The sequence below is a fragment of the Aureimonas sp. OT7 genome, from assembly GCF_014844055.1.
Lineage (GTDB): Bacteria > Pseudomonadota > Alphaproteobacteria > Rhizobiales > Rhizobiaceae > Aureimonas > Aureimonas altamirensis_A.
This window is the reverse complement of sequence record NZ_CP062167.1, coordinates 3,701,990-3,727,558: the sequence shown is the minus strand read 5'-3', so window position 1 is coordinate 3,727,558 and position 25,569 is coordinate 3,701,990. Positions and strand designations below refer to the sequence as shown.

Genomic DNA, 25,569 nt, shown 5'->3' with positions numbered 1-25,569 from the left:
CTCAACCCGTAAAGAACGCGGAGTAATAATGCGGCGACGGGCAATCAAGAATCTCTGTAACGGCCAACCGCCTCCGCTGCTAGGGTCACGCATCCCCCTTGCTTCGCTGATCCAGACGCTGGCCGTTGCCGAGTATCTGAGCTTCTACCGGGCTGCGCAGGCGCTCAGCACCACCCAGTCCAGCGTCAGCACGCGGATCAAGGCGCTGGAGCAAGACCTTGGCATCCGCCTGTTCGAGCGCAACACGCGAGGCGTCCGGCTCACCGAGGCCGGACGCATCTTTGTTGAGCGCGTGTCCGCCGGCGTCGATCAGCTCGACCATGCGGTCAAGACCGCTGGCATGGCGGCGTCGGGAGAATGCGGCCGGCTGCGCATCGGCATCCACGCGATGATCCCCGGCAGCTACCTCGCCGAACTGATCGGGCAATATCGCGAGGACCATCCCGGCATTGACGTGGAGATCATCGAAGGCACGGCGCGCAAGACGATCATGCAGCTTCGCGCCGACCGACTAGACGTGGCGTTCGTCACGGGCAGGCCCGATCTGCCCGACTGCCATAGTCGATGCATCTGGACCGAACCGCTGCTGGCCGCGCTGCCGGAGCGCCATCCGCTCGCCGGGCGGTCGGCCGTCACCTGGGCCGATTTGGCGGGCGAGACCTTCCTTGTCCGACACGCCGGCACCGGCCCGCAGGTTCACGATCATATCGTGCTACGCCTCATAGGACGCTGGCCGGCACCGTCTATCCTGCGCTTCGACGTGGGACGCGGCACGCTCCTGTCCATGATCGGGAAGGGCTTCGGCATCACCATCGTCGGAGCGGCCACGTCGCTCCTGCCCACGTCGGGCCTCGTCTTCCTGCCCGTCGCCGACGAGCCCGAGCCGATCCCGTTCTCCGCCGTCTGGTCCCCATCCAGCCAAAACGCAGCGCTGAACAACCTGCTCGGCCTCGCCAGCGAAATGCGAGTATCGAATCTGGCTCCCTAGCCTGACGGCCTAATCGCATTGCGATCAGCTTCATCGGCCAGCCCTTAATCTGCATGTGCATGCAAGCATATTGACTTCCAGTGTCGGTTGGCTATATGCATGCACACACAAACAAATGAGAAGGGCTGATGACCCAGATTACCGTCTATTCCGACTACGTGTGCCCGTTCTGCCTGCTCGCCGGGCGGGTTGTCTCCGATGCCATCGGCGAACGGGATATTCCTATCCGCTGGCAAGCGTTTGAGCTGCGGCCCGACCCGGTGCCAACGCTGAAGCCCGAAGACCCCTACCTTCCGGCGATCTGGAGTAAGTCCGTCTATCCGCTCGCCGAAAGGCTGGGTGTGCCCGTCAAACTGCCCTCACTTTCGCCCCAGCCGCGAACTGCCAAGGCGTTCGAGTTGCTGGCGCTGGCGCAGGACAAGGGGCTCGACCATCCCTATTCCATGCGCGTCCTGCGGGCGTTCTTTCAGGAGGATCGAGACATCGGCGATCCTGAAATCCTTGTGGAGCTTGCCGCCGATGCCGGGCTCGATCCAGTCGAGGCTCGGCAGGCGCTCGAACACGGCACCTATGCCGAACGTCACAAAGAGGCCTTGCGCCACGCTCGCGAGGATATGGCGATCACGTCGGTTCCAACCATCGTGGTCGGCGAGCGAGTGTTTCGCGGAACCCCTCCGATAGACGAACTCAAAGCGGCAATCGACCGGCTCACAAGCGAGGCCGCCGCAGATAGCCGTCCCCATCCGAACAACACTGGAGAATAATCATGCACTGGTTGTATCTCGGCGTTGCCGTGGTCTTCGAGGTCGCGGTCGCGATCTCGGCGGGCAATGCCAAGGGTTTCACCCGTCCGGGCTGGACCACCGCCACCCTTATCAGCGGCGCGATTGCCACCTTCTTTCTCAGCCTCGCTTTGCTCACCTTCGACGTCGGGGTCGGTTACGCGATGTGGACCTCCATCGCGGGCGTCGGCATCGTCATCCTCGGCGTGCTTTTCTTCGGCCAGCGGCTCGACTGGAAAAAGCTGCTCGGCATCGTCCTCGTGATCGGCGGCGTCATCGGCCTGCGCCTCAGCGGCGCGGCATGAGCGATCGCTTCATCCCATCACCCTCTCAACCGAAAGACTCGAACACCATGACCACCTTACATGAGACCAAAGGCAACGGCCGCGCATGGGCCGCGCTGCTGATCGCCAGCGCCTTCGAGATTGGCTACGCGCTCAGCGTCGGCGGCAGCCAGGCTTTCACCGTCCTGAGCTGGTCGATCTCCGCCCTCGTGTTCTTCCTGCTTACGCTCTATTTCCTCAGCGTCGCCCTGCGCAGCATCGATGTGGGCATCGGCTACGCCGTGTGGGCCGGCATCGGCGCGGTCGGTGCAGCCGTCTTCGGCGGCATTCTGCTCAACCAGCCGCTGACAGTGATCCAGGCGTTCTGGCTGGCCGTCATCATCGGCGGCGTCGTCTGGCTCAAGCTCGCCGACAGCCCGAAGGTTCAAGCGACGTTGAGCTGACTTTCCACCCAATGACGAAAACTGTCAGGTGAACCCCGATGACCACGGATCAGACCTCCCGCCTTACGCAACTCATGTCAGAGGCGGTTTCCTTCTCCACAGAGCATGTTCATGCCGGAGGCATACCGTTCACGGCGTTCGTCGTGGATACGACCGGAAAGATACTCGGGCGCGGCGTCAACCGCGTCCGGGAACATCACGACCCGACCGCCCATGCGGAAGTCGAGGCGATCCGCGATGCGTGTCGCGTCCACGGTACGCCCCATCTGCACGGAACGACGCTGCTGGCGTCGGGCGAACCCTGCGCGATGTGCTACATGAGCGCGCTTTATGCGGGAATCTCGCATGTATTCTACGCCGTCGATCGCGACGAAGCGGCGGCGCACGGGTTCGACTATCGCGGAGGCTACGCCCTGTTCGCCGGCGATCCGCTGAACTGGCGGTCGCCTGTCGTGAAAAAGCTCGCCGTGCCCGAGGGTCTGCATCCGTTCACCGAGTTCCACGCAGCCCGGTCTAAGTCCTGAAATGTGTGCGGCTTCTTGCGATAAACCTTGCATGGGCATACATATTAGTTGTCGTCTCGACCATTGCCCAAGAGGAACCGCCGATCATGTCGAAGAAAAGTGCGTCATGGCTCAAGCTGATTCACGTCGTCGCCAATGTCGAAGCGGAACTTGGCAAGGTTCTGCAAGCCGGACACGGACTCGGCCTTTCGGAATATCGTGCGCTGGAGGTGCTGGCGCGCTCCCCCGATTCCGAGCTTCGCATGCAGGAACTGGCTGCCCATCTGCGGCTCAACCAAAGCTCGGTCTCTCGAATGGTCGAGCGTCTGGAGCGTGGCGGGCTGACAGTTCGCGATCTCTGCCCGGACGACAAGCGCGGCGTCTATACGGTCTTGACCGACAAGGGCCGCGCGCGTCTCGAAAGCGCGCTGCCGGACTACGACAAAGCGCTCGACGCGGCGCTGAAAGAGCATGGCGGCGAAGACCTGCTGGCGACGCGGTTCAGCAAGGCGGCCGAGCCAGCCTAGAGCTGGCTTCCCGACTGGCGGGACCGTTCATTTGTTCAGGTCCCATCCGTGCGGGAAAATGCTCATGACGACCTATCACAGCTATGATCCCCGCGAAGGCCATCGCCTTCCTTATAGCCCGATCAAGGCGATCATCGCACCGCGCCCGATCGGCTGGATTTCAACGATCGGGCCGGATGGTATAGCCAATCTCGCCCCTTACAGCTTCTTCAACATCGTCTCGGAAAAGCCGCCGATCCTCCTGTTCAGCAGCGAGGGTCGCAAAGATACGGTGCGCAACATCGAGGCGACGGGGGAGTTCGTTTTCAACCTCGCAACGCGCAAGCTTGCCGAGGCGATGAATGTCACCTCGGCGGATTGGCCGTTCGATGCCGATGAGTTTGAGAAATCTGGCCTTGGCAAGCTGGTTTCGGAAGCGGTCGCCGCGCCGCGCGTTGCGGGATCGCCGGCAGCGATGGAATGCAAGCTCCTCGATATAAGGCGGCTCACGGACATCGACGGCCGCGACGTGGATGCTGAAATCGTCATCGGCCAGGCGGTGCGCATCCATATTCGTCAGGATGTTCTCACCGAAGGACAATTCGATGTCATGAAGGCAGGCACGATCGCGCGCGCTGGCTATCGCGGCGATTATGTTGCCGTGACCGAGACGTTCGAGATGCTCCGGCCATCTATAGCTCGCTGAGCGATGCGTCGGCGGCGCTCGGCACCGATGAATGACCGTCAATGGGGAGTGCCGACCTCGCTAGGCTCACGCATTCCCCTTGCGTCGTTGATCCAGACGCTGGCGGTCGCCGAGTATCTGAGCTTCTACCGGGCGGCTCAGGCGCTCGGCACCACCCAGTCCAGCGTCAGCACGAGGATCAAGGCGCTGGAGCAAGACCTTGGCATCCGCCTGTTCGAGCGCAACACCAGAGGCGTCCGGCTCACCGAGGCCGGACGCCTTTTCGTTGAACGGGTATCGGCCGGCGTCGATCAGCTCGACCATGCCGTGAAGACCGCTGGCATGGCGGCGTCGGGAGAGTGCGGCCGGCTGCGCATCGGCATCCATGCGATGATCCCCGGCAGCTATCTGGCCGAACTGATCGGCCAATATCGCGAGGACCATCCCGGCATCGAGGTCGAGATTGCCGAAGGCACGGCCCGCGATGCCGTGATGCAGCTTCGCGCCGACCGGCTGGACGTGGCGTTCGTCGCGGGCAGGCCCGATCTGCCCGACTGTCATAGCCGATGCATCTGGACCGAACCGCTGCTGGCCGCGCTGCCGGAGCGCCATCCGCTCGCCGGGCGGTCAGCCGTCACCTGGGCCGATCTGGCGGGCGAGACCTTCCTTGTCCGCCATGGCGGCACCGGCCCGCAGGTTCACGACCATATCGTGCTGCGCCTCATAGGACGCTGGCCCGCGCTGTCGATCCTGCGCTTCGACGTTGGGCGTGGCACGCTGCTATCGATGATCGGGAAGGGCTTCGGCATCACCATCGTCGGCGCGGCCACGTCGCTCCTGCCCACGTCGGGCCTCGTCTTCCTGCCCGTCGCCGACGAGCCCGAGCCAATCCCGTTCTCCGCCGTCTGGTCCCCATCCAGCCAAAACGCCGCGCTGAACAACCTGCTCGGCCTCGCACGCAAGATCACGAATCACCGTCACCGCAGAAACCTTGAGGATGCCTGCCACGAGTAAAGGCACGGCCGTCTGAACTGGCGTGACCCATCCTATTTGCCGCCGATAGTATCCGGCAGCCCTCCGGCATCCTCTTTCCTGTTGCCAGTCCCGATTTTGCCTACTCTCTGATCGGCTCCGTCTCTTTTGCCGACTGGAGCTTGCATTGCGCGGTGGCCGAATCCTTTGGGGTCAGATCGCTGTCGTCTTCACCATCGTTCTGGTGATGACGTGGGCGGCAACGCAATGGGTCGCCTTCCGCCTCGGCTTCCAGCCGCAGCTTGGAGCACCATGGTTCGAGCTGGCGGGCCTGCCGATCTATTATCCCCCGGTCTTCTTCTGGTGGTGGTTTTCGTTCGACGCCTACGCCCCCACCATCTTCGTCGAGGGCGGCATCATCGCCGTATCGGGCGGCTTCCTCGCCATCGCCGCCGCCATCTTCATGTCGATCATCCGGGCACGGGAGGCGCGCAACGTCGCCACATACGGATCAGCGCGATGGGCCGAGGACAAGGAAATCCGCAGCGCCGGCTTGCTCGGCCCCGATGGCGTCGTGCTCGGCCGATACGAACGGGACTATCTACGCCATGACGGTCCCGAGCATGTCCTATGCTTCGCCCCGACCCGCAGCGGCAAGGGCGTCGGGCTAGTGGTTCCGACGCTGCTGACATGGCCGGGAAGCTGCATCGTCCATGACATCAAAGGGGAGAACTGGACGTTGACCGCCGGCTTTCGCGCGAAGCACGGCCGCGTCCTGCTGTTCGATCCCACCAACGCGAAGTCCTCGGCCTACAACCCGTTGCTGGAGGTGCGGCAGGGCGAATGGGAAGTCCGCGACGTGCAGAACATCGCGGATATTCTGGTCGATCCCGAAGGCAGTCTCGACAAGCGCAACCATTGGGAAAAGACCAGCCATAGCCTGCTGGTCGGTGCGATCCTGCATGTTCTCTATGCGGAGAAGGACAAGACCTTGGCGGGCGTCGCTAATTTCCTGTCCGATCCGCGCCGCCCGGTCGAGGCGACCTTGCGCGCCATGATGGACACGCCGCATCTCGGCGAAGCAGGCGTTCATCCCGTCATCGCGTCGTCGGCCCGCGAGCTGTTGAACAAATCCGAGAACGAACGGTCGGGCGTGCTCTCCACCGCCATGTCGTTTCTCGGCCTCTACCGCGATCCCGTGGTGGCGCGCGTCACCGCACGATGCGACTGGCGTATTGCCGATCTGGTCGGCAGCCGCCAGCCCGTCACGCTCTATCTGGTCGTGCCGCCATCCGACATAAACCGCACCAAGCCGCTCATCCGCCTGATCCTCAACCAGATCGGCAGGCGGTTGACCGAGGAATTGACCAGCTCCGGCAAGCGCCATCGACTGCTGCTAATGCTGGACGAGTTTCCGGCGCTCGGCCGTCTGGATTTTTTCGAGTCCGCCTTGGCCTTCATGGCGGGCTACGGCCTCAAAGGCTTCCTGATCGCGCAGAGCCTCAACCAGATCGAGCGCGCCTATGGCCCGAACAACGCGATTCTCGACAACTGCCACGTCCGCGTCAGCTTCGCCACGAACGACGAACGCACGGCCAAACGGGTGAGCGACGCGCTCGGCACCGCGACCGAGCTGCGCGACTCCACCAACTATGCCGGCCATCGTCTCGCGCCATGGTTGGGGCATCTCATGGTGTCGCGGCAGGAGACGGCCCGGCCGCTGCTCACGCCGGGCGAGATCATGCAGCTTCCGCCGACCGACGAAATCGTCATGGTGGCGGGCACCCCGCCGATCCGCGCCACCAAGGCCCGCTACTACGAGGACGCGCGGTTTCAGGAACGCATCCTGCCGCCGCCCAATCTGGCCGCCATCCCAATCGCGCCCAGCCCGTCGACCGACGATTGGTCGAGCCGCCTGGTCGCGGTGGATAGCCGTTCCGCGACGACCGCCGCAGACGGGGCCGATGGCGACCCGGCCAATGCCGGCATCCGCCGCGAGCCGGAATTGCCCGAACATGAGGAAATCGTCGCCCCGCCGCCGTCGCCCGAACAGGAGTTCGAGTTTCTGGACGACGAGCCGGATGTTGACGCGGCCAAGGCCAGCGCCATGCGCCAGCGCATGAGAATGGTGGCGCGGCAGGTGGCGATGAATCCCGATGACGGTATCGAACTATGAGGACACGCCCATGACCACCCGAACACGCATGAATGTCTATTTCGACCCGGAATTGCTCGCACAGGTCGAGATGCTGGCCTTGCGCCGCAACGTCTCGAAATCCGCCATCATCGAAGCTGCCGTTGCATCCTTCCTGTCCGGCGACGCGGCGGATGCATTGGAGGCGGCACTGTCGCGCCGCCTGGACAGGCTCGGCCGCCAGATCGACGCTCTTGATGTGGATCTCGCGGTGCTCGGCGAGACGGTCGCGCTGTTCATCCATTTCTGGCTGACCATCGCCCCGCCGCTGTCGGACACCGCGCAAGCCTCAGCGCGCGCCAAGGGCGTCGAGCGCTTCGAGGGCTTCATGCAGACCCTCGGCAAGCGCCTCTCCACGGGAGATAGGTTCCTCAAGGAACTGTCGCGCGACATGCCCGCGATCTCCATGCAGGATGGCTCGGGCGAGAAGGTGGACGCTGCTGCATTGGACGGAACCGGACGTTGACCTGTCCCGGCCGGGCCTGATGGCGTGCGATCTTGGGTACGAAGGCCCGCCGCGCCATCGTCGCCAACGGCGGCCGTCCGCGCAAGGCGGCGAATCGCTAGCGCGCCGATCGCCGCCAATTCTACGCGGGCATACTCAAAACTACGACGACACTACCCGTCCTATTTACCGCCGATGACCGCCGGTCGCCGCACGCGCGTAAATACTTGTTGAACCGGCCGGATTTCAGGCTCTCTTAATCGACCCCGATCCGGGGATCGTCTGTCGCGTCCCCACCAGAAGCCGGGGCCGACATGACCACCAACCACCAAAGACCGGACGCCATAGCACGCGGCGCACGCATGTTGCGCACCGCGCTCGGCCCGGCCATCGCCCGGCTGCTCGAAGACCCGGCCGTGGTCGAGGTGATGTTGAACCCGGACGGACGATTGTGGATCGACCGCCTCTCCGAAGGGCTGTCCGATACGGGCGAGCGGCTGTCCGCCGCCGATGGCGAACGCATCGTTCGGCTGGTCGCGCACCATATCGGCGCGGAGGTTCATGCCCGCAGCCCCCGCGTCTCGGCCGAACTGCCGGAGAGCGGGGAGCGGTTCGAGGGCCTGTTGCCGCCCGTGGTCGCCGCCCCGACCTTCGCCATCCGCAAGCCGGCCGTCGCGGTCTTCACGCTCGATGATTACGTGGCCGCCGGCATCATGTCCGCCGACCAAGCGGACACGCTGCGCGAGGCCGTCGCTGCACGCGCCAACATCCTGGTGGCGGGCGGCACCAGCACCGGCAAGACCACGCTGACCAACGCGCTGCTCGCCGAGGTGGCGAAGACGCAGGATCGCGTCGTCATCATCGAGGATACGCGCGAGCTGCAATGCGCCGCGCCCAACCTTGTCGCCATGCGGACGAAAGATGGCGTGGCGACGCTTTCCGATCTGGTCCGGTCCTCGCTGCGCCTGCGCCCGGATCGCATCCCCATCGGTGAGGTGCGCGGTGCCGAAGCTCTCGACCTTCTCAAAGCGTGGGGCACGGGGCACCCCGGCGGCATCGGCACCATCCATGCCGGAACCGGCATCGGGGCGCTGCGCCGCCTTGAACAGCTCATTCAAGAGGCTGTCGTCACGGTCCCGCGCGCCCTGATCGCCGAGACCATCGACCTTGTTGCCGTCCTTTCCGGGCGCGGTTCCGCACGCCGGCTCGCCGAGCTTGCCCGCGTCGAGGGGCTGGGGCCGGACGGCGACTACCGCATCACGCATCCCAGCCCATTGGCAATCCCCACCAGCACAGGAGAATCTTCATGATCCGCACGCTCACGCGCGGCTATCGCTTCGCCGCGACCGCCGCATCCACCCTTGCCATCAGCCTCATGCTCGCCCCGGCCGCCCATGCGTCCGGTTCGTCGATGCCGTGGGAGCAGCCCTTGCAGCAAATCCTACAGTCCATCGAGGGGCCGGTCGCCAAGATCATCGCCGTCATCATCATCATCGTGACCGGCCTTACCCTCGCGTTCGGCGATACGGGCGGCGGCTTCCGCAAGCTGATCCAGATCGTGTTCGGCCTGTCCATCGCGTTCGCGGCATCGAGCTTCTTTCTTTCGTTCTTCTCGTTCGGCGGCGGGGCGCTCGTTTGATGGCGGGGGGCCTCGAACAGCTCGACGCGGTGCCGGGCTTCACGATCCCGGTCCACCGGGCGCTGACCGAGCATATTCTGCTCGGCGGCGCCCCGCGCTCCATCGCGATTCTGAACGGAACGCTGGCCGGGGCCGTGGGCCTCGGCCTGCGCCTCTGGCTGGTCGGCCTCGCCATCTGGGCCATCGGCCACTTCGCAGCCGTGTGGGCGGCGAAGCGCGACCCTCTCTTTGTCGAGGTCGGGCGGCGGCATATCCGCATCCCGGCTTTTCTGGCGGTGTGAGGGCGCGGCCATGATGAACCTTGCTGAATATCGCCGCACCGCCGCCCGTCTCGCCGACTATCTCCCATGGGCCGCATTGGTCGGCTCCGGCGTCGTCTTGAACAAGGATGGCTCGTTCCAGCGCACCGCGAAGTTTCGCGGTCCCGATCTGGATTCCGCCGTCGCCGCCGAGCTGGTCGCCGTCGCCGGCCGCATCAACAACGCCGTGCGCCGCCTCGGCTCCGGCTGGAGCATCTTCGTCGAGGCGCAGCGCAGCGAGGCCGCGACCTATCCCGACAGCACCTTTCCCGATCCCGCGTCGGCGCTGGTCGATGCCGAGCGCAAAGCCGGTTTCGAGGAAGCCGGGACGCATTTCGTGTCCGGCTATTTCCTGACCTTCCTCTGGCTGCCCCCGGCTGAGGAAGCCGCACGCACTGAGGCATGGCTCTATGAGGGCCGCGAGAAAGCGGGCGTCGATCCTTGGGAAGCCCTGCGCGCCTTTGCGGATCGCACCGACCGCGTGCTGGCCTTGCTCGAAGGATTCATGCCCGAATGCCGTTGGCTCGATGACGGCGCGACGCTGACCTATCTCCATTCCACCATCTCGACCAACCGGCATCGCGTGCGCGTGCCCGAAGTGCCGATGCACCTCGACGCGCTGCTCGCCGACCAGCCTTTGACCGGCGGGCTGGAGCCGCGCCTTGGCGGCGCGCATCTGCGCGTGCTGACCATCGTGGGATTTCCGACCGCGACGACGCCGGGCCTGCTCGACGAAATGAACCGGCTGCCGTTCCCCTACAGGTGGAGCACCCGCGCGATCCTGCTCGACAAGACCGATGCGACCCGGCTGCTGACCCGCATCCGCCGCCAGTGGTTCGCCAAGCGCAAGTCCATCGCCGCGATTCTGAAAGAGGTGATGACCAACGAGCAATCTGCGCTCGTTGATACCGATGCCGCGAACAAGGCGCTCGACGCCGACATGGCGTTGCAGGAACTCGGCGCGGACGTGGCGGGCATGGCCTACGTCACGGCCACCGTCACCGTATGGGATGCCGACCCGCGCCTAGCCGACGAGAAGCTGCGCCTGGTCGAGAAGATCGTTCAGGGCCGCGACTTCACCGCCATGGCGGAGACCGTCAACGCAGTTGACGCATGGCTCGGCAGCCTGCCCGGACACGCCTACGCCAATGTCCGCCAGCCGCCCATCAGCACTTTGAATCTCGCCCACATGATCCCGCTTTCAGCGGTGTGGGCGGGGCCGGAACGGGACGAGCATTTCGGCGACGCTCCATTGCTTTGCGCCAGGACCGAAGGCTCTACCCCGTTCCGGTTGTCTTTGCATGTCGGTGACGTGGGGCACACCCTCGTCGTCGGCCCGACCGGCGCGGGCAAATCCGTGCTGCTCGCGCTCATGGCGCTCCAGTTTCGTCGCTACCAACGCAGCCAGGTCTTTGCCTTCGATTTCGGCGGCAGTATCCGCGCCGCCGCCCTCGCCATGGGCGGCGACTGGCACGATCTTGGCGGCAACAGCGTCGCCGTGCCGCCCGTGGACGAGACCGACGCAATAGACCGGGCGCTGGCCGCGCTCGATCCACTCTACGATGGCGTCGCGCTGCAACCGCTCGCCCGTGTCCACGACACCCATGAACGCGCATGGGCCGGCGACTGGATCGCCGCCATCCTCATGCGCGAAGGCATCGCCATCACGCCGGAGGTGAAGGAACACATCTGGACGGCGCTGACTTCGCTTGCGTCCGCGCCGGTCGGGGAACGCACCATCACCGGACTGGCGGTCCTGCTGCAATCCAACGATCTGAAACAGGCGCTACGCCCGTTCTGCGTCGGCGGTGCCTATGGCCGGTTGCTCGACGCCGAGGTGGAACATCTCGGCTCGGCCGATGTGCAAGCCTTCGAGATCGAGGGGCTGGTCGGGACCGGGGCGGCTCCGGCCGTCCTGTCCTACCTGTTCCATCGCATCGGCGACCGGCTCGACGGCCGCCCGACGCTGCTCATCATCGACGAGGGCTGGCTTGCGCTGGACGACGAGGGGTTCGCCGGCCAGCTCCGCGAATGGCTGAAGACGCTGCGCAAGAAAAACGCCAGCGTCATCTTCGCCACGCAAAGCCTCAGCGACATCGACGGCAGCAACATCGCGCCCGCGATCATCGAGAGCTGCCCGACGCGGCTCTTGCTGCCGAACGAGCGGGCCATCGAGCCGCAGATCACGGCCATCTATCGCCGCTTCGGCCTCAATGACCGCCAGATCGAGATTCTGGCACGGGCCACGCCCAAGCGCGACTATTACTGCCAGTCGCGGCGCGGCAACCGGCTGTTCGAGCTGGGGCTGTCCGAAGTCGGCCTCGCGCTCTGCGCCGCATCCGCCAAATCCGACCAGACCGAAATCGCGCGCATCCATGCCGAGCATGGCCGCGACGGCTTCCTTGCCGGCTGGCTGCGCCATCGCGGTGTCGATTGGGCGGCCGAGCTGATCCCCAACCTCACCAACATCACCCCCCCAGCCTGAGAAGGAGACTTCGCTATGACTATTACGACTTCCCGTGCCGCGCTGATCGCGGCGGCAGTCCTCGCCGTTCCCGTTGCACTCTCGCCGATGGCGGCGGCACCTGCCCATGCCCAGCTCTTTGGATTCGGCCGGATCGTCTATGACCCGTCCAACTACGCGCAGAACGTCCTCACGGCCGCGCGCACGCTGGAGCAGATCAACAACCAGATTCAGAGCCTCCAGAACGAGGCGCAGATGCTCATCAATCAGGCCCGCAATCTGGCGAGCCTGCCGCATTCCTCCCTTCAGGCCCTTCAGCAGAACGTCCAACGGACGCAGCAGCTTTTGGGTCAGGCGCAGAACATCGCTTTCGAGGTCGGCCAGATCGACCAGGCGTTCCAGCAGCAATACGGCAATGTCTCGCTTTCGGCGACCGACGCCCAGCTTGTCGCCGATGCGCGGTCGCGTTGGGAGAACACGGTCGGCGGCTTGCAGGACGCCATGCGTGTGCAGGCGGGGGCGGTCGGCAACATCGACAGCAACCGCGCCGAGATGGCTGCGCTTGTCGGCCAGAGCCAGGGCGCGACCGGGGCGCTGCAAGCCACGCAGGCCGGCAACCAGCTTCTAGCCCTCCAGTCGCAGCAGCTTTCCGACCTGATCGCGGTTATCTCGGCGAACGGCCGCGCCGACGCGCTGACCGAGGCAGAGCGCGCGACCGCCGCCGAACAGGGCCGCATCCAGCGCGAGCAGTTCCTGACGCCCGGCACCGGCTACCAGCCGGGGAACGCGCAAATGTTTAACGGCAACAACTGACCGGGAGGCTCGCCATGGACGGCAAGATGCTGGCCCGGCTCGGGGCCGTGGTGTTCGTCGCCATCGCCGTCACGGCGACCGCAATCGACATGGCGCGGAAGGACGAACCTTCCGCGCCGCCCCTGGCCTCGGCCTTCCAGCCACCGGCCGATCCCCTGCGCGAAACCCTACGCCGCTGCCAGCAGCTCGGCGAGGCAGCTGCCAGCGATGCCGACTGCCTCGCCGCCTGGGCGCAATCCCGCGACCGCTTCCTCGGCCGTCCGCCAGCGCCCGCCGCGCCGCAATCCAGCGAAAGGCACTGACCATGGGCAACACTGGCGTCATCGACAATTTCCTTGGGGTTTTCACCTCATACATCGACAGCGGATTCGGCCTGTTGTCCGGCGAAGTCGCGTTCATCGCCACGACGCTTATTGTCATCGACGTGACCTTGGCCGCGCTGTTTTGGGCCTGGGGCGCGGATGACGACATAATCGCCCGGCTCGTGAAAAAGACCCTGTTCGTCGGCGTCTTCGCCTACATCATCGGCAACTGGAACAATTTGGCGAGGATCGTCTTCGAGAGCTTCGCCGGCCTCGGCCTCATGGCGTCCGGCACCAGCTTTTCCGTCACCGATCTGATGCGGCCGGGCCGCGTCGCGCAAACCGGCCTCGACGCAGGCCGCCCGCTTCTGGAGTCGATCAGCGACTTGATGGGCTGGATCGCCTTCTTCGAGAACTTCATCCAGATCGCTTGCCTGCTGTTCGCATGGGCGCTGGTGGTGCTGGCCTTCTTCATCCTCGCCATCCAGCTTTTCGTCACCCTGATCGAGTTCAAGCTGGTGACGCTCGCCGGCTTCGTGCTGATCCCGTTCGGGCTTTGGGGCAAGAGCGCGTTCATGGCCGAGAAGGTCTTGGGCAACGTGGTGTCGTCCGGCATCAAGGTTCTCGTTCTTGCCGTCATCATCGGCATCGGCTCGACGCTGTTTTCGCAATTCACGGCCGGCTTCGGCGGGGCGACCCCGACCATCGACGAGGCCATGGCCATCGTCCTCGCAGCGCTGTCGCTCTTAGGATTGGGGATATTCGGGCCGGGCATCGCCAACGGCATCGTGTCGGGCGGCCCGCAGCTCGGCGCGGGCGCGGCCGTGGGAACCGGCCTCGCTGCCGGCGGCATGGTGCTTGCCGGTGGTGCGGCGGCCGGTGGCGGTGCCATGCTTGCAGCGAAGGGCGGTGCCGCTGCTTTGTCCGGTGGAGCCGCGGCCGTCCGGGGCGGCGCGGCCACCGCGGGCGCGGCGACCGCCGCCTATAGCGTCGGCTCGCTCGGCCAGACCGGGGCGGCAGGCGTTGCCTCCGGCCTCGGCGGTGTCGCGCGCGCCGCAGGCTCGGCCGCCCTCTCTCCGCTCAAACGCTCTGCCGGTCGCGCTTCCGAATCCGTCAAATCCAGTTTCACCGATGGCGCGCGCGCAGGCTTTGCCGCCGGCGGTGGCACGTCTTCCATGGGCACGGTCGGCGGCGCAAGTGCCGACCCCGCCGCCGCATCCGGCCCAGCCGGCAGCCCTCCCTCTTGGGCGCAGCGGATGCAGCGCTCGCAGGCCATGAACCACGGCACGACCATGACAGCCCATGCCGTCCGCTCCGGCGACAGCCACGGCTCCGGTTCCTCCGTCAACCTTTCCGAAAGTGACCGCTCATGAGCATCTTCAAACGACCAGCCACCCATTACGGCAAATCGCCGGAGCCAGAGACACCTTACCAGAAGGCCGCACAGGCATGGGACGAGCGCATCGGCTCGGCCCGTGTGCAGGCGAGGAACTGGCGGCTCATGGCCTTCGGTTCGCTGGTCCTGTCAGCCGGCTTCGCCTCGGCGCTGGTGTGGCAGTCCGCACGCGGGACCGTGGTGCCGTGGGTGGTGCAGGTCGATAATCTCGGGCAGGCGCAGACCGTCGCCCCGGCCGTGGCCGACTATCGCCCGACTGACCCGCAGATCGCATGGCATCTCGGCCGCTTCATCGAGCAGGTCCGCGCGATCCCGGCCGACGCGATCATTGTCCGCCAGAACTGGCTTCGTGCCTACGAGTTCACCACCGACCGGGGCGCGGCGGCGCTCAATGACTACGCCCGTGCCAACGACCCGTTCGCGCGCGTCGGCCGTCAGCAGGTCGCCGTCGAGGTCTCGAGCGTCATCCGGGCATCCCCGGACTCGTTCAGGATCGCATGGACGGAGCGTCACTACGAAAACGGGCAGCTCGCCACGACCGAACGGTGGACGGCCATCCTGACCATCGTGATCCAGACGCCCCGCGACGCCGAACGCCTGCGCGCCAATCCGCTCGGCATCTACGTCAATGCAATCTCGTGGTCGCGGGAGATGAGCCAATGACACCGCCAGTCAAAACCTCTGCCGCCGCCTTTCTCTGCGCAACCATGCTGGCCGGCTGCGCCACCAATAGAACGCCGCAGTTCAGCTATGACGCAGAGGTGCCGCCGCTGCCCACCGTGCAGGCGGCCGTCACAAGCGACACGCCCCGGCCGTTGCACGTCCCGCCCGCATGGACCGTCACGCGCGGCGGCGCGAATGCTTCGACACCCACGGGGCAGGTCGGCAACGCCAACGCTGCCGCCCGCGTGGAGCCGCGCCGCGAGGGCTATCACAACGCCATCCAGATCTACCCGTGGTCGGAAGGCGCGCTCTATCAGGTCTATGCGGCGGTCGGTCAGATCACCACCATCGCGCTGGAGCCGGGCGAAAGCCTGACCGGCGCGGGGCCGATCGCGGCCGGCGACACCGCGCGCTGGATCATCGGCGACACGGAATCCGGTTCGGGCGCGAACCGTCGCGTCCATATCCTCGCGAAGCCGACACGGCCGGACATCTCCACCAACCTTGTCGTCACCACCGACCGGCGCATCTACATGATCGAGCTGCACGCTCAGGACTCGCTCTACATGCCCGCCGTGGCCTGGGCCTATCCCGCACCGCCTGCCGGCCAGCGCCAGACCGTTCCGGCCGCGCCCGTCATCCCGGCCGAGGCCGCGCGAAACTACCGCTACGGCCTGACAGGCGACAGCCCGCCATGGCGGCCGGTTTCCGTCTTCGACGATGGACGCCGCGTCTATGTCGTCTTCCCGGCCGGGATCGTGCAGGGCGAGATGCCGCCGATCTTCGTGCTCGGCTCCGATGGCGAGCCGCAGATCGTCAACAGCCGGGTTTACCAGAACGTCCTGATCGTGGATCGCCTGTTCGGGGCGGCCGAGCTGCGCCTTGGCAGCGGCACCCGCCAGCAGGTCGTCAGGATCGTCCGCATCAACCCGACGCAGGCCGCCGCCGCGCAGCCCGCCAGCGCGACCGGAGACTCCCCGTCATGACAGACACCACCACCACCACGGACACCGCCGAGCCCATGCGGCTGCGCGCCGAGCCGCCCCGCGTCACCCGCCTGTCCCGCAAGATGCTGGCAGGCGTCGGCGCGGTTGCGCTTTTCGGCATCGGGGGCGCGCTGATCTACGCACTCCAGACCCGCGATGCGGGACCGGGCGGCGAAGAACTCTATTCGACCGAGAACCGGCCCACGGCGGACGGCCTGTCCGGCCTGCCACGCGACTATACCGGCCCGGTCCTGGGGCCGGCATTGCCGGGAGACCTCGGCCGCCCGATCCTCGACGCCCAGAACCGAGGGCAGCCGGTTGCGCCGCCCGCGATAGTGACGCCCGCCGTCGATCCCGAGGAAGAGCGCCGCCGCGCCGAGGAAGAAGCCGCGCGCTTGAGCAACGTCTTTTTCCAGTCCGGCCCGCGCACGGGAGTGCTGGCAGGAACGGCCACGCCCGGCCTTGCCGGTCTTGGCCTCGGCGGGCAGCCTGCGACACAGGACCGGCATACGGCTTTCCTCAACGGACCCGTGGACCGGCAGACGGTCGCGCCGGATCGCGTCACGCCGCCGGCATCGCCATACATCCTTCAGGCCGGGGCCGTGATCCCCGCTGCGTTGATTACCGGCATCCGTTCCGATCTTCCGGGCCAGATCACCGCGCAAGTCACCGAGAACGTCTATGACAGCCCCACCGGCTCGCTGCTCCTGATCCCGCAGGGCACGCGCATCATCGGCCAATACGATGACGGCGTGACCTTCGGCCAGCGCAGGGTGCTCTTGGTGTGGAACCGCCTGATTCTGCCGGGCGGCCGTTCCATCGTCCTTGAACGCCTGCCGGGCGCGGACGCCAGCGGCTATGCCGGGCTGGAAGACGGGATTGATTACCATTGGTGGGATCTGATGAAGGCCGCCGGGCTGTCCACGCTGCTCGCGGTCGGGACCGAGCTGGCGACCAGCGACGAGGACCGGCTGATCCGCGCCGTCCGCGACGGGGCGCAGGATACCGTCAATCAGGCCGGGCAGCAGATCGTGCAGCGCCAGTTACAGGTTGCGCCGACGCTGACCATCCGGCCGGGCTTCCCGGTCAGGGTCATCGTGACCCGTGACCTCGTATTCGAGAACGCAGGAGGTTGACACCATGGCGAAACTGAAGCTCGGGCCGCTGCCCGATGACAAACCCGTCAAGATCACGGTGGAACTGCCCGCGCCGCTTCACCGTGATCTGGTGGCTTATGCCGAGGTGCTGGCCCGTGAGAGCGGTCGGCCCGCCGCCGATCCCGTCAGGCTGATCGTGCCCATGCTGGAGCGGTTCATCGCCACGGATCGCGGTTTCGCAAAGGCACGGCGTACGCCCGGCTGACTAGCCGGCGGCATCCTTACGGGGGGTGCCGCCAGCGCACCCCTTCAAATGCGGCACGCTACAGGCCGCCGGTCCCCCTCCATGCTTCGCCTGATCCGGGGCTTTCAGCGCCCCGGAATCCACTGGCGAACACGGAGGATTCCATGCGCCCGAAACGCCGCTGCGCCCGCAAGGGGCGCTTCACACAGCCCGACCCGAACACGCGTCCCGACGATCTCTACGACTATGCCGACGAGCCGGAGCCGCGTCGCAACCCACCGCCGCATGTCTTCGACGTCGAGAAGCTGCCCGTCATCGACGATTGGCCGGAGAAGGTGCCGATCACCGAGGCCGAAATTCAGGTGTTCGAGCGCTGGTTCTCCGATGTTTTCGACGAGATGTTCGGCTCGGTCGATATGCCAAAAGACTTGCAAGTCTTATCTCGTGATGATAATGAGAAGCCATGAGATAGAGCGAGCTTTGTCATGGCGACACTCAAGGTAGGGATCGCCGATCCCGAAGAAATGAAAGCCAGAACCATGCGGATCGGCAAGGGCGAGGAAAAGCCCGCGCCCGGCGATCCGACCGTCTGGTTCCCTTCGACGGAATCGTTCGCCCGGTTGTTATCGGCAGGCAATCGCGAGCTGTTGCGCATCATCCACGAGCAGGAGCCCGGCTCGCTGGAGGAACTGGCGCAGATCACCGGCCGCGCGACGCCCAATGTCTCGCGCACCCTCAAGAAAATGGAGAGCTACGGCCTGATCCGCATGGAGAAGGGCAAGGGCCTCAAGCTGGAGCCCAAGGTCAATTTCGACCGCGTGGAACTGGCGTTGCCCCTGTTCGAGCGCCGCAAGAAAGGAGCCCGCAAATGAACGTCCAGTCTCCCACCGTCGCCCTGCGCGCCGCCCTTTACCTGCGTGTCTCGACCGCCCGGCAAGCCGAGCATGACGTGTCGATCCCCGACCAGCGCAAGCAGGGCGAAGCCTATTGCGCGGCGCGCGGCTACCAACTCGTCGATGTATTCGTGGAGCCGGGCAACACCGCGACCAACGACCGCCGCCCCGAGTTCCAGCGCATGATCGAGGAAGGCACGTCCAAGCCCGCGCCCTTCGACATCGTGCTAGTCCACAGCTTCTCTCGCTTCTTCCGCGACGCCTTCGACATGGAGTTCTACTATCGGCGGCTCGCCAAGAACGGCGTGCGCGTGGTCTCCATCACACAGGAGTTGGGCGACGATCCGATCCACGACATGATGCGCCGGATCATGGCGCTCTTCGACGAATACCAGTCGAAGGAGAACGGCAAGCACGTCACGCGCGCTTTGAAGGAGAACGCCCGGCAGGGCTTCTGGAACGGCGCGCTGCCGCCCATCGGATACCGCGTCGTTGCGGCTGAGCAGCGCGGAACGAAGACCAAGAAGAAGCTCGAAATCGACCCGCTGCACGCCGACACGATCCGGCTGATCTATCGCCTTGCCCTGGAGGGCGAGTGCGACAGCGGCCAGATGGGCGTCAAGGCCATCGTCAAATATCTCAATGCCAAGGGCATCTTCACCCGCGACGGCGGGCGCTGGGGCATCGGTCAGGTCCACCGCATCCTGACCCGCCGCACCTATATCGGCGAGCACGAATGGGGGAAGCGCAGCAAGCACAATGACGCGCAATCCTCCGAGGGCACCGTTATCGTCGCGGTGCCGCCGATCATCGACCGCGAGACCTTCGACACGATCCAGCAGCGCTTGCAGGCCCGCAACCCGAAGACCGAGCTTCCGGCGCGCGTCGTGATCGGGCCGACCCTGCTGACCGGCATCTGCTATTGCGGCAATTGCGGTGGGGCCATGACCATCCGCACCGGCAAGGGTGGCCGCTACCGCTACTATGCGTGCTCGATCAAGGCCCGGCAGGGCGAGACCGGCTGCAAGGGCCGGGCGATCCCCATGGACAGGCTCGACAAGATGATCGTCAGCCATATCGAGGACCGCTTGCTCGATCCCGACCGGCTGGAGGATTTGCTTGGCAGCGTCCTCGGCCGCCGCTCGGATCAGGCCGAGCGCCGTCGCGAGCACATAGCCGAGCTACAGCGCCGGGCGACCGAATCGGAAATGCGCCTCAAGCGGCTCTACGACGCCATCGAGGCGGGCGTCGCCGATCTGGACGACCCGGCGCTTAAGGAGCGCATCGCCGGTCTCAAGGTGATCCGCGATCAGGCGAAGGCCGATGCCGACCGTGCGCAAGCCCTTCTCGACAGCCCCGGCCACAATGCTATCAGCCCGGCGATGATCCAAGGATTTGCCCGACACGCGCGCGAGCGAATCCGGGGCACGGAAGGCGGCTATCGGCGGGATCACCTGCGCTCGCTGGCGCAGCGGGTGGAGGTCGGGGACGACGCGATCCGCCTCATGGGATCGAAGACGGAGCTGCTGAGGACGCTTATTGCCGGCCAAGGGCGGCAATCGGCGGCGATTGGCGTGCCCAGAGGCGGTCTGAAATGGCGGAGGGAGGGGGATTCGAACCCCCGATACGGTTTCCCGTATACACACTTTCCAGGCGTGCGCCTTCAACCACTCGGCCACCCCTCCGTCGGTCCGCGTCGGCACCGCCCCAAGGGGCGGGCGAGCCATCCAGCCTGTAAAGGGAAGATGCATTCGAACCGGTCGGCGCGAACTATAGCCAGAACCGCTTCGCGTTCAAGTCTCTGCGAAGCGCCACGCGAACTTTCTTTTGGCGTGACCGTCGCGAACGGGTAATCTTGCCGTAACCATCGCCACGATAGGTTGATCCCGGCCGCAATATCGGTCGGCAGGTTCGAAAACAGGCGGGAACAGGCCTTTATTCATGATCCGCTTCGTACTTCGATTCGTCGCCTTCTTCGTTCTGGCAGCAGCCTGTGTGCTGGGCGTCGGCGATGCCGCGCGATCCCTTGCGGCATCGGACTGGCGGTTGATGGACATCGCCGAAGCGGCCACGTTGGCCGCGCCGCATATGCCGGACGGCCTGCCGACCCCAAGCGGAACCGGCGCCGACATCCTTGCCTGGTCCTGGGCGCACATGGCGCATCTGCCGGCCGCGCCGACGCTGGTCGTGCTGGCACTGTTCCTGTTCGGAGCGACTGCCCGTCCGGCCGCCATCCGCCGCCGAACCGCCCTGCGGCACTGACGGGCTTGCCGGGCGGCCCGCCGCATCCCACATTGAGGCCCTCACCAAACGATCAGAAACGAGGGTCGCATGTCCATTCTCGACCGTCTCCTGCGCAAGTCCGAAATGCCGGAAAAGGCCGCCGCTTTGCCAGGTCGCGACACGCCGATCGCCACCGCGGAGACGCACTACGTCACCGGCGGGAGCCTCAAGGGGCCCTGGCCGCAGGGGGCGCGTACCGCGCTGTTCGGCCTTGGATGTTTCTGGGGCGCGGAGCGCCGCTTCTGGCAGGCGGACGGCGTTCTCGGCACAGCCGTCGGCTATGCCGGCGGATACACGCCCAACCCGACCTATGAGGAAGTGTGCAGTGGCCGTACCGGCCACAACGAAGTCGTCCTCGTAACCTACGATCCAGCCAGGATCAGCTACGCGCAATTGCTGAAGCTATTTTTTGAGAGCCACAACCCCACGCAAGGGATGCGACAGGGCAATGACGTGGGCACGCAATACCGCTCCGGCATCTATGTGGACGGGCCGGAACAGCGGCAGGCCGCCGAAAGCGCCCTTGCCGCCTACCAGAGCGCGCTGAACGACGCCGGCGTGACGGCGAAGATCACCACCGAGATCGTCGACGCGCCGGAGTTCTACTACGCCGAGGCGTACCACCAGCAATATCTGGCGAAGAATCCGAACGGATATTGCGGCCTGGGCGGCACGGGCGTCTCATGCCCGATCGGCGCCGGAGCGGTTGCGGCCGCGTGACCGCCTGCGATCAATAATGCGGCGGCCGGGTGATTTCCGGCCGCGGCGTCGCCACGTCTTCCAGCGCCAGAAACCGCTCGGCCAACTCCTTCAACGCCTTCTCATGGCGTTCGATCTGCGTGAAGGCCCGCGCCAGCTCTCCCGACAGCTCCTCCACCATGCGGGACTGATGGGCGAGGGCCATCTCCAGTTCGGCGATCCTGTCCGTCATCGAACATATGTCTCCAGTAGTGTGCGAAGCTCCGGGCTCAGCGGAGCCGGTCGCCGCGCCTGCGGATCGATGTGCACATGGACGAAGAGCCCTTCCGCCACGGCCTCCTCGCCATTCTCCCTGAATACGCCGAGTTCGTAGCGCACCGACGAGGTTCCGAGCTTGCCGATGCGGATGCCCAGCGTGAGGATGTCCGGATAGGCCGCCTCGGCAAGATAGCGGCATCCAGTTTCCACCACGAAGAACATGGGGATGGGGCCGTCGACGCGGGGCGCGATCTCCATCAGGAACCGCGTGACCGCAGTGTCGAAATAGGAATAGTAGACGGCGTTGTTGAGGTGGCCGTAGCTGTCATTGTCCGACCAGCGGGTCGGCACCTCGATGAAATGGGCATAGTCGTTCCGGCGCGAGCGGCCGGGCACCTGTGGCTGCGACATCGTGAGCTCCCTGTTCGCATGCCTGTATAGAGCATGCCGCGGCGATGCTGTAAGTCTTCGTGGCGACGGCGCCCGGCGCCCCAACAGCGAAAGGATGGCATGAGCGCGGATCTCTTCGGCCTGGCCCGGTCTGCAATGCGCAAGGCGCATGCACCCTATTCGCGCTTTCCCGTGGGCGCGGCCCTGCGCACGACCGACGGGCGCATCTTTTCCGGCTGCAATGTCGAGGTGGTCAGCTTCCCCGAGGGCTGGTGCGCCGAAACCAGCGCCATCGCGCATATGGTGATGGATGGCGGTGGCCGGATCGACGAGATTGCCATCGTGGCCGAACGGCTTCGGGCCTGCACGCCCTGCGGCGGTTGCCGGCAGCGGATCGCCGAATTCGGCGCGCCGGATACGCGCGTCTATCTTTGCGATCCGGTGGAGGGTGTGGTCGAGACGCTTCTCCTCGAAGACCTGTTTCCGCGCGGCTTTTCGGCGGACGCCCTGTGACGCTTCGCGCCCGCCTTGCCAACCGTCCGCGCATCGCGCTGATTCTCGGCTCCGGACTGGCTGCGCTGGAAAGCCTGGTCACCGTGGAAACCAGGATCGCCTATGCCGACCTGGACGGGTTTCCAGCCGCCGGCGTGTCCGGCCACGCAGGCGAAGTCATCTCCGGAACGCTCGCTGACATACCCGTGTGCCTTCTGTCCGGCCGGACACATTTCTACGAGACGGGCGATGCGGCCGCCATGCGGCCCGCGCTGGAAGCCCTTCGCGACGCCGGAATCGACACCGTGATCCAGACCAACGCCGCCGGCGCCGTGAACCCGGCGATGGAGCCGGGCGACGTCATGCTGATCGAGGATCATATCAACCTTGCCGGCGCCAACCCGCTGACGGGCATACCGGGCGATCGCCGCTTCGTGGATATGACGAACGCCTACGATCCGGCCCTTGGCGCGCGGCTGCTGGATGCCGCCGAGGCTCTGGGCATCGCCCTCCATGCCGGCGTCTATGCCTGGTTTGCAGGCCCCTCCTTCGAAACCCCGGCTGAAATCCGCATGGCGCGGCGCCTGGGGGCCGATGCCGTCGGCATGTCGACCGTGCCGGAAACCATCCTGTGCCGCTATCTGGGGCTGAAGGTGGTTGCCGCCTCGGTGATCACCAATCTCGGCGCCGGACTGGCGGATACGCCGTTGTCCCACGCCCATACGCAGCAAGCCGCCCCGATCGGCGGGGCGAAACTGGCTGCGATCCTGCAAAAAGCCGTGCCGGAGATGTAAGCCCCCATGCAAGATCAGGATCTCGCCCGCCTGCTCGTGAGCTGTCTCGACCTGACGGACCTGAGCGACACCTGCGCGCAAGGCGATATCGCGTCCCTGATCGCCCGGGCGCAGACGCAGGTCGGGCCGGTTGCGGCGATCTGCATCTGGCCGCGCTTCGTGGCTTTTGCGCGCAGGCTCGCCGGAGAACGGATGCGCATCGCAACCGTGGTGAACTTTCCGTCCGGGACCGCGGATGTCGGTGCATCGGTGGAAGAGGCGGCGCAGGCCATTGCCGATGGCGCCGACGAGATCGATTACGTCCTGAGCCGGGAGGCGACCGTGGCGGAGGTATCCGCCATGCGCGACGCCTGCGAGGGACGGACCCTGAAAGTCATACTGGAAACGGGCGAGCGTGAAGACGCGAGCGCCATTGCCCGTGCGGCGCAGGCAGCCCTTGAGGGCGGCGCGGATTTCATCAAGACATCCACCGGCAAGACGCGGATGGGCGCAACGCCTGAGGCGGTGGCCGTGATGCTGGATGCGCTGCGCCGGTCCGGCCGTGCGGCCGGCATCAAACCGTCGGGGGGCATACGCGGCTTTTCGGAGGCGCGGCGCTATTTCGATATGGCGGAGGCCGCGATGGGCACGGGCTGGGTCGGCCCTGCGACCTTCCGCCTGGGCGCGTCGAGCCTGCTGATTGATCTTCTTGCGGTGGCCGAGGGACAGCCCTCCGCCGAGAGCCAGGAGGGGTATTGATGGCGGGACTGCCGCAGGAAACCATCCGCCGCAAGCGCGATGGTGGCGTGCTCGGTGCCGGCGACATCCGGGATTTCATCGCGGGTTTCGCTGATGAACGCGTTACCGAGGGGCAGGCCGCCGCATTCGCGATGGCGGTCTTTTTCAACGGCCTCGACCGTGACGAGACCGTGGCCTTGACGACCAGCATGCGCGATTCCGGTGACGTACTCGACTGGAGCGGCAGCGACCGGCCCATCGTCGACAAGCATTCGACGGGCGGCGTCGGCGACAATGTTTCGCTGATGCTTGCGCCCATCGTCGCGGCCTGCGGGGCGGCCGTGCCCATGATCTCCGGGCGCGGGCTGGGGCATACCGGCGGCACGCTGGACAAGATGGAATCGATACCGGGCTACGATGTCGCGCCGGACAATTCGACGTTCCGTCGCATCGTGGCCGAACAGGGCTGCGCCATCATCGGCCAGACCGGGCGCCTGGCCCCGGCCGACAAGCGGCTCTACGCCATCCGCGACGTGACGGCGACGGTGGAATCGGTGCCGCTGATCACCGCCTCCATCCTGTCGAAGAAGCTCGCGGCCGGCCTGCAGGGGCTTGTTCTCGACGTCAAATGCGGCTCGGGCGCCTTCATGACGGCAAGGAACGAGGCCGAATTGCTGGCGCACAGCCTGGTGGACGTCGCCAACGGCGCCGGCATGCCGACGCGCGCCTTGCTGACGGGCATGGACGAGCCCCTGGCGCGCGATGCCGGCAATGCGCTCGAGGTGCGCAACGCGGTGCACTTCCTGACCGGCGCGCGGCGCGATGCCCGGCTGGAGGCGGTCACGCTGGCGCTGGCCGGCGAGATGCTGGACCTGGCTGGGTTGGCCGAAGGTCCGGCGGATGGCGTGGCCAAGGCCCGCGCGGCGCTGGAGGGCGGCATGGCCGCCGACCGCTTCGCCCGGATGGTCGCCGCATTGAGCGGGCCCATCGATTTCCTGGAGCGTATGGAAAGCCATCTGCCGTCCGCGCCGGTTCGGCTGGCGGTGACGGCGGATGGGCCGGGTACGGTGGCCGCCATCGACACGCGGGCGGTCGGCCTTGCCGTCGTGGCGCTGGGGGGCGGGCGCACACGCCCGCAGGATGCCGTCGACCATGCCGTGGGCCTGGCGGAGCTTGCCGGCCTTGGCGACAGGCTGGAGCGCGGCCAGCCGCTTGCCGTCGTGCATGCGCGCAGCGAGGCCGCGGCGGCCGATGCCGCCATACGGGTGCGGGCGGCTTATCGGCTGGCCGAAGAGGGAACCGCAAGCGCGCCCGTGCTGGCGCGCATGACCTGACGTC

The 25,569-nt window shown here is 66.1% G+C and carries 32 protein-coding genes, 1 tRNA gene and 1 pseudogene; 30 read left to right on the top strand and 4 right to left on the bottom strand.

Annotated elements, in window-relative coordinates:
• The first annotated feature begins 28 nt into the window (after positions 1-28).
• The 24 genes and pseudogenes from IGS74_RS17865 to IGS74_RS20335 all read left to right on the top strand — a co-directional run.
• Positions 29-988, top strand: a complete 960-nt coding sequence (locus IGS74_RS17865) for a LysR family transcriptional regulator (protein ID WP_192387930.1) — start codon at positions 29-31, stop codon at positions 986-988.
• 128 nt (positions 989-1,116) lie between these two features.
• Positions 1,117-1,752 (top strand): DsbA family oxidoreductase, encoded by a 636-nt coding sequence (locus IGS74_RS17860; RefSeq protein ID WP_192387928.1) that lies wholly within the window; start codon positions 1,117-1,119, stop codon positions 1,750-1,752.
• A gap of 2 nt (positions 1,753-1,754) precedes the next feature.
• Complete coding sequence (locus IGS74_RS17855) at positions 1,755-2,075, top strand: SMR family transporter (protein WP_192387926.1); 321 nt, start codon at positions 1,755-1,757, stop codon at positions 2,073-2,075.
• A complete protein-coding gene (locus IGS74_RS17850; RefSeq protein ID WP_246722671.1) occupies positions 2,072-2,497 on the top strand; it encodes a multidrug efflux SMR transporter in 426 nt (141 codons plus the stop codon). Before IGS74_RS17855 ends, IGS74_RS17850 begins: the two co-directional genes overlap by 4 nt.
• Positions 2,498-2,535: 38 nt before the next feature.
• On the top strand, positions 2,536-3,021 hold the full coding sequence (locus tag IGS74_RS17845; RefSeq protein ID WP_206688187.1) for a nucleoside deaminase: 486 nt from the start codon (positions 2,536-2,538) through the stop codon (positions 3,019-3,021).
• An 86-nt stretch (positions 3,022-3,107) separates the two neighbouring features.
• Positions 3,108-3,527 carry a MarR family transcriptional regulator gene (locus IGS74_RS17840; RefSeq protein WP_192387924.1) on the top strand — a complete coding sequence of 140 codons (420 nt, stop codon included), beginning with the start codon at positions 3,108-3,110 and terminating at the stop codon, positions 3,525-3,527.
• 64 nt (positions 3,528-3,591) lie between these two features.
• Positions 3,592-4,212 carry a flavin reductase family protein gene (locus IGS74_RS17835; protein WP_192387910.1) on the top strand — a complete coding sequence of 207 codons (621 nt, stop codon included), beginning with the start codon at positions 3,592-3,594 and terminating at the stop codon, positions 4,210-4,212.
• Positions 4,213-4,239: 27 nt separating this feature from the next.
• Entirely contained in the window at positions 4,240-5,205 is a 966-nt protein-coding gene (locus IGS74_RS17830) for a LysR family transcriptional regulator (protein WP_192387909.1), read from the top strand.
• A gap of 145 nt (positions 5,206-5,350) precedes the next feature.
• Positions 5,351-7,339, top strand: coding sequence for a conjugal transfer protein TraG (locus IGS74_RS17825; RefSeq protein ID WP_192387908.1), 1,989 nt, complete (start codon positions 5,351-5,353; stop codon positions 7,337-7,339).
• Positions 7,340-7,349: 10 nt separating this feature from the next.
• Entirely contained in the window at positions 7,350-7,823 is a 474-nt protein-coding gene (locus IGS74_RS17820) for a CopG family transcriptional regulator (RefSeq protein ID WP_192387907.1), read from the top strand.
• A gap of 293 nt (positions 7,824-8,116) precedes the next feature.
• Entirely contained in the window at positions 8,117-9,112 is a 996-nt protein-coding gene (trbB, locus tag IGS74_RS17815; RefSeq protein ID WP_192387906.1) for a P-type conjugative transfer ATPase TrbB, read from the top strand.
• Positions 9,109-9,441: a TrbC/VirB2 family protein gene (locus IGS74_RS17810; protein ID WP_192387905.1), complete on the top strand. Its 333-nt coding sequence runs from the start codon at positions 9,109-9,111 to the stop codon at positions 9,439-9,441. The genes trbB and IGS74_RS17810 overlap by 4 nt, the downstream gene beginning before the upstream one ends.
• A complete protein-coding gene (locus IGS74_RS17805) occupies positions 9,441-9,722 on the top strand; it encodes a VirB3 family type IV secretion system protein (protein ID WP_192387904.1) in 282 nt (93 codons plus the stop codon). The genes IGS74_RS17810 and IGS74_RS17805 overlap by 1 nt, the downstream gene beginning before the upstream one ends.
• Positions 9,723-9,732: 10 nt before the next feature.
• Positions 9,733-12,225 (top strand): conjugal transfer protein TrbE, encoded by a 2,493-nt coding sequence (gene trbE, locus IGS74_RS17800; protein WP_192387903.1) that lies wholly within the window; start codon positions 9,733-9,735, stop codon positions 12,223-12,225.
• Positions 12,226-12,240: 15 nt separating this feature from the next.
• Positions 12,241-13,017, top strand: coding sequence for a P-type conjugative transfer protein TrbJ (gene trbJ, locus IGS74_RS17795; protein ID WP_192387901.1), 777 nt, complete (start codon positions 12,241-12,243; stop codon positions 13,015-13,017).
• A gap of 14 nt (positions 13,018-13,031) precedes the next feature.
• Positions 13,032-13,319 carry a putative entry exclusion protein TrbK-alt gene (gene trbK-alt / locus IGS74_RS17790; protein WP_192387898.1) on the top strand — a complete coding sequence of 96 codons (288 nt, stop codon included), beginning with the start codon at positions 13,032-13,034 and terminating at the stop codon, positions 13,317-13,319.
• 2 nt (positions 13,320-13,321) lie between these two features.
• Entirely contained in the window at positions 13,322-14,692 is a 1,371-nt protein-coding gene (gene trbL / locus IGS74_RS17785; protein ID WP_192387896.1) for a P-type conjugative transfer protein TrbL, read from the top strand.
• Positions 14,689-15,378: a conjugal transfer protein TrbF gene (trbF, locus tag IGS74_RS17780; protein ID WP_192387894.1), complete on the top strand. Its 690-nt coding sequence runs from the start codon at positions 14,689-14,691 to the stop codon at positions 15,376-15,378. The genes trbL and trbF overlap by 4 nt, the downstream gene beginning before the upstream one ends.
• Complete coding sequence (gene trbG / locus IGS74_RS17775; RefSeq protein ID WP_192387891.1) at positions 15,375-16,364, top strand: P-type conjugative transfer protein TrbG; 990 nt, start codon at positions 15,375-15,377, stop codon at positions 16,362-16,364. Before trbF ends, trbG begins: the two co-directional genes overlap by 4 nt.
• Entirely contained in the window at positions 16,361-17,500 is a 1,140-nt protein-coding gene (locus tag IGS74_RS17770; protein WP_192387888.1) for a TrbI/VirB10 family protein, read from the top strand. Before trbG ends, IGS74_RS17770 begins: the two co-directional genes overlap by 4 nt.
• Before the next feature lie 4 nt (positions 17,501-17,504).
• A complete protein-coding gene (locus tag IGS74_RS17765; protein ID WP_192387886.1) occupies positions 17,505-17,726 on the top strand; it encodes a DUF2274 domain-containing protein in 222 nt (73 codons plus the stop codon).
• 143 nt (positions 17,727-17,869) lie between these two features.
• Positions 17,870-18,172: a hypothetical protein gene (locus tag IGS74_RS17760; RefSeq protein WP_192391906.1), complete on the top strand. Its 303-nt coding sequence runs from the start codon at positions 17,870-17,872 to the stop codon at positions 18,170-18,172.
• Positions 18,173-18,190: 18 nt separating this feature from the next.
• Positions 18,191-18,577 (top strand): MarR family transcriptional regulator, encoded by a 387-nt coding sequence (locus IGS74_RS17755; RefSeq protein WP_192387884.1) that lies wholly within the window; start codon positions 18,191-18,193, stop codon positions 18,575-18,577.
• Positions 18,574-19,617, top strand: a pseudogene (locus tag IGS74_RS20335) (recombinase family protein); the annotation flags it as partial. The gene IGS74_RS17755 and the pseudogene IGS74_RS20335, both read left to right, overlap by 4 nt.
• A gap of 162 nt (positions 19,618-19,779) precedes the next feature.
• Here the strand turns inward: IGS74_RS20335 and IGS74_RS20330 are convergent.
• Positions 19,780-20,148, bottom strand: a complete 369-nt coding sequence (locus IGS74_RS20330) for a hypothetical protein (protein ID WP_246722668.1) — start codon at positions 20,146-20,148, stop codon at positions 19,780-19,782.
• Between the two features lie 45 nt (positions 20,149-20,193).
• A tRNA-Ser gene (locus tag IGS74_RS17745) sits at positions 20,194-20,283 on the bottom strand.
• 256 nt (positions 20,284-20,539) lie between these two features.
• On the opposite strand from IGS74_RS17745, the gene IGS74_RS17740 reads away from it, so the two are divergent.
• Positions 20,540-20,860 (top strand): hypothetical protein, encoded by a 321-nt coding sequence (locus IGS74_RS17740; RefSeq protein ID WP_192387882.1) that lies wholly within the window; start codon positions 20,540-20,542, stop codon positions 20,858-20,860.
• A 69-nt stretch (positions 20,861-20,929) separates the two neighbouring features.
• Positions 20,930-21,601: a peptide-methionine (S)-S-oxide reductase MsrA gene (msrA, locus tag IGS74_RS17735; RefSeq protein ID WP_192387880.1), complete on the top strand. Its 672-nt coding sequence runs from the start codon at positions 20,930-20,932 to the stop codon at positions 21,599-21,601.
• Positions 21,602-21,611: 10 nt separating this feature from the next.
• On the opposite strand, the gene IGS74_RS17730 is transcribed toward msrA, so the two are convergent.
• A complete protein-coding gene (locus IGS74_RS17730) occupies positions 21,612-21,812 on the bottom strand; it encodes a SlyX family protein (RefSeq protein WP_039191325.1) in 201 nt (66 codons plus the stop codon).
• Positions 21,809-22,249: a thioesterase family protein gene (locus IGS74_RS17725; protein ID WP_039191327.1), complete on the bottom strand. Its 441-nt coding sequence runs from the start codon at positions 22,247-22,249 to the stop codon at positions 21,809-21,811. The genes IGS74_RS17730 and IGS74_RS17725 overlap by 4 nt, the downstream gene beginning before the upstream one ends.
• Before the next feature lie 99 nt (positions 22,250-22,348).
• Between IGS74_RS17725 and IGS74_RS17720 the strand changes: the two genes are divergently transcribed.
• Genes IGS74_RS17720 through deoA form a run of 4 tightly spaced genes read left to right on the top strand, consistent with a single transcriptional unit; the run spans position 22,349 to position 25,565 of the window.
• Positions 22,349-22,741: a cytidine deaminase gene (locus IGS74_RS17720; RefSeq protein ID WP_039191331.1), complete on the top strand. Its 393-nt coding sequence runs from the start codon at positions 22,349-22,351 to the stop codon at positions 22,739-22,741.
• Positions 22,738-23,514, top strand: coding sequence for a purine-nucleoside phosphorylase (locus tag IGS74_RS17715; protein ID WP_192387878.1), 777 nt, complete (start codon positions 22,738-22,740; stop codon positions 23,512-23,514). The genes IGS74_RS17720 and IGS74_RS17715 overlap by 4 nt, the downstream gene beginning before the upstream one ends.
• Before the next feature lie 6 nt (positions 23,515-23,520).
• Complete coding sequence (deoC, locus tag IGS74_RS17710; protein WP_192387876.1) at positions 23,521-24,252, top strand: deoxyribose-phosphate aldolase; 732 nt, start codon at positions 23,521-23,523, stop codon at positions 24,250-24,252.
• On the top strand, positions 24,252-25,565 hold the full coding sequence (deoA, locus tag IGS74_RS17705) for a thymidine phosphorylase (RefSeq protein ID WP_192387874.1): 1,314 nt from the start codon (positions 24,252-24,254) through the stop codon (positions 25,563-25,565). The genes deoC and deoA overlap by 1 nt, the downstream gene beginning before the upstream one ends.
• Positions 25,566-25,569 lie beyond the last annotated feature (4 nt).